The following is a 12,134-nucleotide window of genomic DNA, read 5'->3' as shown; positions in this document are numbered from 1 at the left end:
GACTTTTCTGCCTGAACCTATGAATCGATCCATTAGTAGATACTTCCGTAGTGGTTACTGCCGCCGGTGGTTTCTGGTTGTCCTGCCTACGTTGATTACCTCCTTTGTGTTTGGGCAGCATCCACTGGGGCAGTATCCACTGGGGCAGCATCCACTGGGGCAGCAATCATTGAGGTTCGAGCACCTGGGTACCGACCAGGGCTTGTCACATAACCGAATTTTCTGTGTTTATCAGGATCGGCAGGGGTTCATGTGGTTCGGGACCGGCGACGGCTTGAATCGCTACGATGGGTATACGTTCACTGTGTATAAACCTGATCCCAGTGACCCCAATAACCACATGGCACACAATACTGTCTGGGATATGGTGGAGTCGCAATCGGGGGAAATCTGGTTTGTTACGCCGGGTGGGGGGCTGCACCGACTCAACCGGCAAACGGGTCGGATCAACTTCTTTCGGGTGGAACGGGATGGATCAGATCGGTTTGCGCCGTACGACATCTGTTATACAATGATCGAAGATAAGCAAGGAATTTTCTGGATTGGCTCAGAAGGGGGACTGGCCCGATTTGATCCTCGCACCAAGCAATACCGGCTCTACGACATACCCGTTGCCCAGGGAGCAGACGACCGGGTGTGGGCTATTCAAGAAGATCGGTTCGGCACCTTGTGGATTGGTACATCCAACGGGCTATTTACTATGAACCGACAAACCGAGAAATTCACCCCATTTTACTTTGGCCCCGAACCAACCGGAAAGCAGCCCAGGGTCGAGTCGATGTACCTCGGTTCCGATAATAGCTTGTGGATAGGGACTAAATACCAGGGCCTGCACCGACTACGACCGTCAAAAGGTCCAACCCCCAGCCGGAGCAGAGCAGCGACTACATACATGCCCACGGGCCAGGTGTATTTGATGAACCTGGAGATACTACCGAAGGGATTGGGCGAAGATGAACGCCATCAGCTGATGGTTGGTACCAGGGATGGCCTGTTTCAACTGAACCCTGAAACAGGGGAATACATCAACTATCAGGAAGACCCCAGCGTTGCTGGTGCATTGAGTCACAATGTAGTGTGGGCACTGCGGGCCGATAACCAAGGAACCTTCTGGATTGGTACATCCAATGGAATTGACCGGTACTCTATGTTGACGCCCCGGTTCGCCTTCTATCAACCGATTCCGGATCACAACGCAACCCCCCGGTCGACGAACAATGTTACCATGCTGTCTGCCGACGGGCAGGGTAATATTTGGTTCTGCAACCCGATTCAATCTTACATTAAGGGTGTTTTCCGGCTGAATCTGTCGAGCCATCGGACCTATCTCAACAACACCTCCAAGCCGCTCACACCTGATGTGTTTACACCGGAACGTGTTGTGGCGCAATCACCCGCCGATGTTATCTCGAACCTCCACTGCGACCGGAGTGGACGAATCTGGATGGCCACCCCCTCGGGGCTACACACCATAGACGCGAAGGGACAGTCGCTGCACTATCCGGCCGGCTTTCCTATCACCAGTATCGACGAAGACGAGGAAGGGAAGCTGTGGGTCGGCGGTCAGTCGAATCTGGCTCAGTTCGACCCAATTGACGGCCGGTTTACGCTGTATCGAATTGATAAGGACAAGCCCATTGGCAAAGGAGGAGGTCAGGTTAACGACATCCTGATTAGTCGTTCCGGAGACGTCTGGGTGAGTGTAGGGGGCTTAGGCCCCTGTAAACTGAACCGCCGTACGGGTCGGTTTAAATGTTACCATCCACACTATGGCACAAGTCAAAAGGTTTTTTATGGCCGGGATGTGACCGCGTTGAGCGAAACACCCGACGGAGCCATCTGGGCGTCGACCAACATTGGTGGCTTGTTCCGTATAGACCCGATGTCGGGCGCTGTCTCGACCTTTACAATCCACGACGGCCTGCCCGACAACCATGTCGTTGCGCTGGTTACTGACCAGCAGGGGATGCTCTGGATGGCTACCGGCAAAGAATTATGTAGATTGGACCCGGTGACGCGCACCCTACGGGTATTCGACGAACAGGATGGCCTGCTAAGCCAAATCTTCTCGGGCGCTTGTACCCGAACGCCCACGGGCGAGCTGGCCTTTGGCAGTACGAATGGATTCGTGGTATTTCGGCCATCGGAGATAATCACGAATGGGTATAAACCAGCCGTTTATATCACCCAGGTGCAGGTATTGGATTCGGCCCGACTCTTCCCATCTTCGCCCCTGAAACTGAATTACCATGACAATGTCATTTCATTCAACTTCGTAGGACTTAACTACATAGCTCCGAAGAAAAATCAGTATGCTTACCAGCTCGAAGGGGTGAATAACAAGTGGGTGTACTGCGGAACCCAGCGATCGGCCACCTATTCGTTTCTGGCCCCGGGCAACTATGTGTTTCGGGTAAAAGCGTCGAATAACGACGGAATCTGGAACGAGAAGGGAGCCGCGATTAGGCTGGTAATTCTGCCGCCCTGGTGGCTTACCGGGTGGGCCTATATCCTCTACACGGGGCTGGTGGCGCTGGGCGTATGGGGCCTAGTTCGTTATCGGTCGCGGCAACTGCTGCGGGCCAATCAACTGCTGGAACAGAAAGTTGCCCTGCGTACGGAAGAAGTGATTCAGCAGAAGCAGGAAATAGAAATCCAGCGCAACCACCTCGCCGATGCCCTGGCTAATTTAAAAACCACCCAGGCCCAACTCGTCCAGAAAGAGAAACTGGCCAGCCTTGGTGAGTTGACGGCTGGTATCGCCCATGAAATTCAAAATCCGTTGAATTTCGTAAACAACTACGCTGAGTTATCGACCGACTTGGTGGATGAATTGTCTGGCGAAGCCTTGGCTGGTCGCAACGAGCATGTACTAGACATTGCCAATAGTCTCAAATCTAACCTGCGCAAAATAAACCACCATGGTAGTCGGGCCAGCAACATTGTGCTGGGGATGCTCGAACACAGCCGGGCGGATTCGGGTGAGAAACGCCCCATTGACCTCAACGCGTTAGCGGATGAATACCTTAAGATTGCCTACTACGGTATGCGGACAAAGGATAAGACCGGTTCGCCCGGGGAGCCAAACCGATTTAATTGCAAGTTAGTCGCCGATTTTGATCCAACTTTAGAACGGGTAGACGTGGTGCCTCAAGAGCTAGGTCGGGTGTTGCTGAACCTCTACAACAACGCATTCTACGCTGTTGCACAGCGAGCAAAAGCACAGTCTGAGGGCTACCAGCCGACGGTTCGGGTCAGCACACGACGCCTTATGAGTGCCCTTGAGATTCGAGTATTAGACAACGGGACGGGCATTCCGGAGTCGGTCAAAGCGAAGATCTTCCAACCTTTCTTCACCACCAAGCCTACGGGTGAGGGCACGGGCTTGGGGTTGAGTCTGAGCTATGACATCGTGACGAAGGGGCATGGGGGAACGCTTACGGTTGAAAGCACAGAAGGGAAGGGCACCGAGTTTAGGATTGTATTGCCCTTAACCAGATAATCCATACCAGAGAGCATGGCTTGATTCAGTTAGTCAAGCCGGTTGGCAATGAAAAATACTAGTATTGCCGGGTGCACGTATTCGCAGTTGATATTGCGACAATGTGAGGGATTCGCCTATTTTTGCTTGGTACAGTTCTGATAACCAATCAAAAAGTCCACATCGGCCCATGGCAATAAAAATTCTGCTGGCTGACGACGAAGAAGATCTCGAAGATCTTTTTCGGCAACAGTTTCGTCGGCAAATTCTTGACCACACCTACGAGTTCATTTTTGTTACCGATGGTACCCAGGCATTGGCCGCCCTAGAGCAGCACCCCGACCTGGACATCTTCCTAAGCGACATCAACATGCCCGGCATCGATGGGCTAAGCCTGCTGACCAAAGTGCCCACCATTAACCCCATCCTGCGTACGGTCATTATTACCGCCTATGGAGATATGAGTAATATCCGTACGGCCATGAACGAGGGCGCTTTCGACTTCCTGACCAAACCCATTAATTTCCGGGATCTCCAAAAGACTCTGGAGAAGACTATTCGCTCGGTAGCCCAGCAGCGGGAAACGGCCCATCTCAAAGCCATGGACGACATGAAAACGCGCTTCTTCGCTAACATCACCCATGAACTCCGCACCCCGCTTTCGCTGATCATTTCGCCCCTGGACAACCTGCTCGAAACCGCTGACTTAACTGCAACGCACCAACAGCAGCTGGCTACCGTACAGCGCAACGCCCGCCAACTCCTGCGGCTGATCAATCAACTCCTGGACATCAACAAGCTGGAAGCCGAGCAGATGGAAGTTGTTTATGAAGTAGGCGACCTGCCAAGTTTTGTCGGCCAGATGGTGGATCTGTTCCGGCCGTCTACTGACATTAAACAGCTGGCGCTGACCTACCAAACCGACCTGCCGGCGGGCACTTATCTGTTTGATACGGACAAGTGGGCAAAAATACTCTACAACCTGCTGTCCAATGCCATCAAGTTTACCGACACCGGTCAGATTACCGTTTCCCTCACCCACACGTCGACTGGGGTCCAACTCCAGGTCAGCGACACCGGCATTGGCATTGCGCCCGACAAACTGCCGCACATCTTCAACCGATTTTACCAGGTTGACTCCGCCCGCAACCGGGCCTACGAGGGCACGGGCATTGGCCTGGCGCTGGTGCGGGAACTATCTACCCGGCTGGGAGGAAGCGCCCACGTGTACGCCCAGGAAATAGGACCCGGAACTCGGTTTATGGTCGAGATTCCTTTGCCACGTGCTCCCCTCGACCAGCCAACACAACCGCTTACCTTCCCGCCTGCGGTATCTCTATTGGCTGATAGGGTTTTTTCAGTAGCTGATCCACCCAGCGTTCATAGCGTTTCTGTTCCCGAAACGGCCAGTTCCCTGGCAGAAACAACCCCCTTGCTGCTGTTGGTGGAAGACAACGCGGAACTGCGTGAGTTCATCGTCACTGAGTTGGCGATGCACTACCGGATTCGCTCGGCGGCCAACGGATATGAAGGCTTGCTGCTGGCCAGAGATGAACTACCCGACTTGATTATTACTGATTTGATGATGCCCCGGATGGATGGCTACGAGCTCATCGAACAGTTACGGGTGGATATCGAGACAAGCCACATTCCGGTCGTGGTCTTGACGGCTGAGCTGGAGTCAACGAGTCGATTGAAAGGATTGGCTTTAGGGGCTGATGAATTCCTCACCAAGCCATTCAGCATGAATGAACTGCGATTGCGGTTGCGAAACCTGCTGACCCGTCAGGCTAACCTACGGGAATCCTACCGCCGGCAGCTCGCCCAGGCTCCCACTCATACATCACCCGAGCCCTTGCAAAAGGTGGAGGACCCATTCCTTCGTCAGCTTTATGAGTATCTGGAAGCCCATTTGGATGACTCAACCTTAAACGTTGAGTGGCTGGCCGGGGAGCTATCCATGAGCCGCCGGAAGCTGCACCGTAAGCTTCAAACCCTGCTGCAACTATCTCCCCACGATGTCATCCGGCAGTACCGGCTTCGGCGATCTATCGACCTGCTGCAGGCAGGTTACAACGCGTCGGAGACGGCCTACCGGGTCGGCTTCGAATCACCTTCCTACTTTACCAAGGTCTTCAAGGAGTTTTATAGCCAGACCCCTTCTGAGTATCTGCGTAGGTAAGCCAGTAGCCTAAGCAACCTAGCAAAAGAATTTGGTGATTGAGAGCCTCGGCACACTGTATTAATGAAATAGCTCAATCTTTCAGCACAAAACTTTTTAAGAAAACAACGGTATGCGGTTCATGGATTAGGTATGTTCCACAACCGGCGATCAAGTGTCAGGTCATGCTCATCGACAACCTGAATCGTTTGGTAAAGAGAGTGTTGAGGGTGCAATAGCACATTGTAGGAGATGTCTACCACAGCCGAAGGCACGCCTAAACCCAGATCCGCCGGTTGCTCGAGCCACTCGGCGAAGATGGTTTGGGTCAAGGGTAAAGCCGTTGGCTCAGCCCACTCATCGGGCAACAGGTCGGCATAGATCCAGCGGACCTCTCCATCGGGCACTTCCAAGGTAAACACCCGCAGCCGGGGCAGTTGCTCATAGATGACCTTAGGAAAGTGCACCAACGTTTCTAATAAAGCCAGCTCAGGGGAGGTAGCCGTATAAAGAATGCCTCGTCCTGGTGGGTTCCACCGCCCGCCGGCTATGTCGGCTCCGATGACCGACAAGGGATCATCCCAGTAGGGCTCTTTGAGAATGCGATAGACGTTCACTTAACTGAACACGCCAGCTTCAATACGAATAAAGACGTTATCAACCAGTTTACATCCGGTGATGGTATCCAACAAGGATAAAGGGGTCGGAAAAGAACGGCCCGACTCTTTGGGCGCTTGAGCTGCCCGTTGACGACGGGTTGAAGCAGCCGCAGACAGACTAACCGGCCCCTGTTTGGTGCCCATTTGGTCAATGGGTATAGGCGTATAAGCTGCCGTAGGACCTGGGAAGCCAACTTCAGGTGTCGCCAGTTCAGCTAACGGCGTGCGTAACCAATCCTGGAAAGGGATCTGCTGGCCATCGAACACGGCCAGGCCATGCTCAAAGAGCTTCTCCAGAATCAGCAATCGTTCCGACAGGGGTACTGATAAACTACCCGGATGCTGGTTATAGAGATTGCGCTCGGTAACGCCTAGTATTTGAGCCATCTCTTTTTTGGTCAACCCCGCCAACAGGGCCACTTGATCAATGCGGTCTCGGGAAAGCTTCTGGCGAGCCAACAGGATTAGGTCATTGGTAGGGAAGCCCCACCCCGATGAAGTGCGGGTTGCCATAATACTGAAAGTTTGCATAAAGGTAACAGAAGTTTTTCAACTTTAGTTGTCCACTTGTGCATGCTACGACTTAGACCTCAGCCGTATCGATATAACCACCTAATCTAGGTATAATCAAAGCAGGATGTGTAGAGCGGTTTTAAGGTGAGTAGTCTCTGCTCCGAAACACCAACCGCTTTGATAAATACGTGGGTGGCTACATCTTTTTCAAACCCACTGAGAAAGCCCATAGCTTTACTTATGAGGACAGGAACCAACGGATCGGACTGGTCAATTTCGCACATGGCCGAATGCTGCCCAAAGTGAGCAAGTACGCTTTCCAATAAAACAGGTAGCAGGTTGGGGCGGCCTTCTTCAAAATAGATCCCTTCCAATACCAGAAAACAGTTCTGAGTCGGATTGAAAAACCTACGAGTCAACCCGAAGCGAGGTAATATGTTCATAAACATCCAGCCTCTGATACCAGCGATCTGATGAAAACGCCAGCAAATTGGATTGGCCTGCACCCCAGCTACGATCTGCCCCGACTCTTTCAGCACGAAGTAGTGCTGGTTGTAGCCGATATTGTCGAAGGTTTTGAAGGTATGCTGTTGATAAAATTGATTTAATAGGGAACGTATCTCAGGCAATTCTTCGGCGGATGCTACAACCAATCCTGGACTTTTTTGAGGTGAAAAACGCCGAAAAAAATAAGTGTTTAACGTAGCGATGGACTCAAAGCCCTGCTGTCGGGAAATTGCGATCGAACGGGTGTTTTTCGCTTCAATGTAAGAATAAAACAGGATAGGAGGTTGGGTGCACTGCTCGACAAAGGCAACGGCCTGTTCTTTCATCAGCCGACCGTATCCATTGCTAACGTGGTTCTCGTCGATGGATAGATAGCGTCCGTAAAACGCGGTAATTAACTGTGAGTCAATATCAAGCGGGCGCTCTACTAGGCAGTACGTCCCAATCAGTTGTCCTAACCGATAAAGATGGAAGAACAATGGATTCTGTAAACTACGGATTTTTGTCTCCTGATTCGTATGCTGATAACGTACGCCAGATGTACCGTAAATTGTACGCTTTAACAGAGTAACCGCTGCCGGATCTATCTGCCGACTTACTGATATGATCAAGCCTGAATTTCGATAAATCTCGATCTTTTCTGGGTTATTTAACGTAGGCAAGTCAGGCATAATATATAGTATTTCTCCGGGAACCACAACACACAAACGAGTGAACTAGCTCCGCTTTCCAAGTCTATGGATTCTCGGTGATGTCGCCCCAAGAAAGATCGAAGGAACCTTATTCAAAATTGAAGTAATCGAACCGCACCGAGCGAAAATAAAGGACTGCCCAATCCAAAGCATAGAAGACAATGGAAATCGTATATAAACGTAAAAATGAATTTACTCTAGTAATTAGTCGGTTAGTAGCTGCTAGCTTTGGGCGACTTTATGGTATGTAAATTTCATGACAAAATGGATTCAATGCTTTGGTGAAGACGGATGTCTTCTTGTTGTGGTTTATACAGCTCATGGCTATTTATTACTTGAAGTCGAGCATTTGTGTCGGTATGAAACACCGTGTACGAGTAACTTAATTTTGCCTTCACTTGGGTAAAAGGCCAGGAACTATTCAGTCGCGAAACAATAAAAAGGCCATTATCATCGCCCAGCATGTTTAAATCTGGTGAGGGCTTGGCGTTAGGGTGCTGCCTAATACCAAATTGCTGGAGGAGCTGAGATGTTGTTTGGGCAACGTTTAGAGTGCTGATTCCAAGTTCGCAGATGCCTTGGAACAGATCGGCTAGGGTAAGGTTAGGGTCGTCCAGCGGTAAATCGGCCCGACTAACAAATTTGATTAGATTGCCATTGTTGTCGTAGAAGTAACAGGCCCGCGTCCGGAAGACGGGAAATTCAGCAATGATCTGTCCCGGCGCTTGAAGTTGAAGGTAATCGAACGCAAAGTAATAGGTGCATTCTTCCAGCAAGCTATATGGCACATTAATACCAAAGTGGTAGGGCGCGATTGGCAGGTTGACGGAGTAAAACGTCAAACGGGTCCAGCCGACCTGAAAGCTCAGATGAAGTGGTGATTCGCTAACGATGGGCAGGCTCAATTCGCGGCTATAAAACGCGCGAGTCCCGGCTAAATCATTAGTATACAGGTTTATTTCGAGTAGTTTCATAAAAAGTCGATTGAAGGCTACACTTCCTGGTAGAGCTATAAGCATAGGCCGCCCTACCAGGAAGTGACACAACCTTTCTTAAAATTGCATGAAGCCGAACGGGGGAGCTCAGTTCGTCAGGACTAAGTTGCTTTTGATGCTCCGGCCTTCTTCCGTGATATCCATGCGTACCATAAGCTTTTGGCTCTCATTGACCAGCACCTGCCAGTTAAGTACGTTGTCTGGATTGGCTACATCACGTAACTGGAGCATATGAGTAGCCTTGTTGAAACGCCAAATGTACACTGGTTTGGTTGCAGGTTCATCAGCGTTACAGTGTTGCTGACCAAGATCGACTATGACTTGCCCGTTTGGTAGAAAGATTATTGAGTCGTCCTGATAGCAGTCACCTGGAAACGTGGTCAGATTGCTGTCGGGCTTATTGTCGCCGTCCAAATCGATTGGGGCATCGAGTGTGAAAGATGCCATTTTCCATTTTTTATTGACAAATTCGGGTTCACTCTCAGCCATGGGCCACAGAGTGCTTGGTAAACGCTCGCAGGCAGTAACGAGCCAAAGGAAACAGGCAGTTAATAGTATTCGTAATAACGACTGTGGAAGATTCATAATTACTTGAGTTAGTTGAGGTGCCGAACAGCGTTATCGTTAATACAACGCCAGATTGACGGTAGCAAAATTGGAGCTTTTTGCTACCGTTTCTTTACCCAAAATGGGGGGCATCAACTACCCTTGATTGGGGAGCTTGTAGCAGGATAAAACAAATTTTCCTGGGTACTAAAATTCAGAGCCGGACCAAGTGGATGACCTGAAGATAGTTCATAGATTAAGCTAAATAATCCTGCGGACCAATGTATCATTAAGAGAGTTATGGGAAGGGTGCCAAATCGGGCCAAACTTTTTTGACTTAAGTAATCCCTCAGGTGAACCAGAAAAATCTGCCTGCTGATCGGGCCGGTATGAGAACGTCCAGTGAAATTGTTGTTTACGTTTACATGAACGGTCTGCTTGGGGAAAGGTCAAACAGAGTTTATGTAAACAGGTATGTCTGTCGCGTCAGTCGACGCTTATTCAACAGTCGTCGCTGCCAGGAAAACAATGATCCGTTAATAACACTTACGAGTGTCAATCGAAAATATCCTCTTTCTTAATGCCCAGCTTGGCCATCCGTGACTCCAATGTCGTTGGCTTAAGGTTCAATACTTCGGCCGCACCACCATGTCCGCGTATACGCCCCCGGGTACCTTTCAGAATGGAGAGCAAATAATCTTTTTCGGTTTGCTCCTGAATTGTCTTCACATCCAATAAGGTTTTAGGCGACTGATGAGCAGAAATCGCACCCCCGTTGACAAACGGCCCACTTACTAGCGGCCGTTTTAATTCCAGGGGTGTCAGTGCATTATGGAGAATGACGGATTGCTCTATGCAGTTTTCCAGTTCCCGGATGTTACCCGGCCAAATCCACCTTTCCAACTCCGTCATCATCGCATCGCTGATACCAAGAAAAGGTTTATTGTATTGCTGGCAGAACTGGCGGGCAAAGTGATTGGCTAGTGGTTTGATATCATCGCATCTTTCCCGCAGGGGCGGAAGCACAATAGGAAATACGTTCAGGCGATAATACAGGTCTAGCCGGAAGCGACCTTCGGCAATCTCTTTTTCCAGGTTTCGGTTCGTGGCTGCCAAAATTCGCACATCTATTTTGATGGGATCTTTACCGCCCACTCGTTCGATTTGTTTTTCCTGTAAAACGCGCAGTAACTTCACCTGTAAATCCAGCGGCATCTCGCCAATCTCGTCCAGAAAGAGCGTCCCCTCGCTAGCCATTTCAAACTTTCCGATGCGTCGGTTCACCGCGCCGGTGAAGGCGCCTTTCTCGTGACCGAAGAGTTCGGACTCAATTAGATTTGCTGGCAGCGCACCACAATTTACGACTACTAAGGGCTTTGCATGTCGGGGCGATTGCTGATGAATGGCGCGGGCAATGCGTTCTTTTCCCGTACCACTTTCGCCTAAAATAAGCACCGAAGTTTCGTACGGAGCCACCTGCGTCAACTGATCGAAAATCGATACCATTGAGGGACTGTTACCAATTATTTCTTTCAGCGGTGTTGTCCCGGCAGATGCAGACATTTGCTGGGTATCCAGCCGGTTTTGCTCGCCAAAAGCGTTGTTTTTTTCTGCAACGACTGATTGGATGACTTCAATAAGCGCAGGTTGTAAACAACTCAGGAACGCCAGCTGCTCGGCTTTGTAAGCATCCGGACTACGGCTATACAGGGCTAGGACAAGCGTTGTTTCGGCAGACAGGTGGAGGGGGAGGGTAATATTCGATTGCAACCGAAAGGTAGTTGCCAGCAATTTCCGGAGCGGTTGCTGCTGACAGATGCGTTTGAAATCGTCATTAACGAACCGAACTGGTGTTTCGGGAACCAACGTAGTGGCTTGCATAGCCGTTAAGGCCCCTTCTTTTACGCCCGTTATGGCTGCCAGTTCGGACAGTCCGGCCGTCTGATACTCATCATAACCAATTCGTAAAAAAGAACGGTTCACCGAAACGGCTCCCAGTGGTTGTTCCAGACCGACGGTCAGGCAATCGAACGGCACGTAGGGCAGTAAGGCCTGTCCAGTTTTCAGCAGTTTTTGGTCGCTGCCAATGGGTTCCGTTACGAGTTGATCTAATGCGTGTTGAAGCAGTTGCCGCTGCCGTCGATCAACCGCCCGATTCTGCTCATAACGATAATGAGCAATGTCCAAAGAAATTAATACGTCTTTTTCCCGAAACGGCTTAACGATAAATCCGTAGGGATGCGTCGATTTGGCCGCTTCCAGCACGGACTGGTTCGTATTGGAAGACAGATAAACAAAAGCAATTGCTTTTTCCTGAAGTTGATGGGCCAGATCAATACCCGTCAGGTTGCCTTTCAACTGGATATCCAGCAATACCAAATCGGGAGTCTGATCCCGTAGAATGTCCATCGCTTCGGTCACTGACTTGGCGATGCCACATACGGTGTAGCCATTACGCTCCAGTAACAGACGCAAGTCTTTGGCAATGATGAATTCATCTTCAACAATCAGAATCTTTTTATCCATACGATCGAAGTGTACCAAATCGTCAGCCGCACAGCTCGCAAGCCACACAAATTA

The 12,134-nt window shown here is 50.3% G+C and carries 8 protein-coding genes; 2 read left to right on the top strand and 6 right to left on the bottom strand.

Annotated features, from left to right (window positions below):
• Positions 1-19: 19 nt before the first annotated feature.
• Positions 20-3,502 carry a sensor histidine kinase gene (locus BN8_RS15485; RefSeq protein WP_192579057.1) on the top strand — a complete coding sequence of 1,161 codons (3,483 nt, stop codon included), beginning with the start codon at positions 20-22 and terminating at the stop codon, positions 3,500-3,502.
• A 169-nt stretch (positions 3,503-3,671) separates the two neighbouring features.
• Positions 3,672-5,663 carry a hybrid sensor histidine kinase/response regulator transcription factor gene (locus tag BN8_RS15480; protein ID WP_009282845.1) on the top strand — a complete coding sequence of 664 codons (1,992 nt, stop codon included), beginning with the start codon at positions 3,672-3,674 and terminating at the stop codon, positions 5,661-5,663.
• 119 nt (positions 5,664-5,782) lie between these two features.
• On the opposite strand, the gene BN8_RS15475 is transcribed toward BN8_RS15480, so the two are convergent.
• The 6 genes from BN8_RS15475 to BN8_RS15450 all read right to left on the bottom strand — a co-directional run bounded on the left by BN8_RS15475 (position 5,783) and on the right by BN8_RS15450 (position 12,080).
• The gene (locus tag BN8_RS15475) at positions 5,783-6,259 is read right to left on the bottom strand and encodes an RES family NAD+ phosphorylase (protein ID WP_009282844.1); all 477 of its coding nucleotides are present in this window, start codon (positions 6,257-6,259) and stop codon (positions 5,783-5,785) included.
• Positions 6,260-6,832 carry a hypothetical protein gene (locus BN8_RS15470; RefSeq protein ID WP_040005848.1) on the bottom strand — a complete coding sequence of 191 codons (573 nt, stop codon included), beginning with the start codon at positions 6,830-6,832 and terminating at the stop codon, positions 6,260-6,262. It abuts the gene before it with no gap.
• An 86-nt stretch (positions 6,833-6,918) separates the two neighbouring features.
• Positions 6,919-7,992 (bottom strand): hypothetical protein, encoded by a 1,074-nt coding sequence (locus BN8_RS15465; protein ID WP_009282842.1) that lies wholly within the window; start codon positions 7,990-7,992, stop codon positions 6,919-6,921.
• A 275-nt stretch (positions 7,993-8,267) separates the two neighbouring features.
• The gene (locus BN8_RS15460) at positions 8,268-8,987 is read right to left on the bottom strand and encodes a VOC family protein (protein ID WP_051041060.1); all 720 of its coding nucleotides are present in this window, start codon (positions 8,985-8,987) and stop codon (positions 8,268-8,270) included.
• A 108-nt stretch (positions 8,988-9,095) separates the two neighbouring features.
• Positions 9,096-9,593 carry a hypothetical protein gene (locus BN8_RS15455; RefSeq protein ID WP_192579056.1) on the bottom strand — a complete coding sequence of 166 codons (498 nt, stop codon included), beginning with the start codon at positions 9,591-9,593 and terminating at the stop codon, positions 9,096-9,098.
• Between the two features lie 516 nt (positions 9,594-10,109).
• Positions 10,110-12,080, bottom strand: coding sequence for a sigma 54-interacting response regulator (locus tag BN8_RS15450; RefSeq protein WP_009282840.1), 1,971 nt, complete (start codon positions 12,078-12,080; stop codon positions 10,110-10,112).
• Between the last annotated feature and the right edge of the window lie 54 nt (positions 12,081-12,134).

Origin of the sequence: Fibrisoma limi BUZ 3, from assembly GCF_000296815.2 — a bacterium.
In the GTDB taxonomy this organism is placed as follows: domain Bacteria; phylum Bacteroidota; class Bacteroidia; order Cytophagales; family Spirosomataceae; genus Fibrisoma; species Fibrisoma limi.
This window is presented reverse-complemented; position numbering and strand designations above follow the sequence as displayed.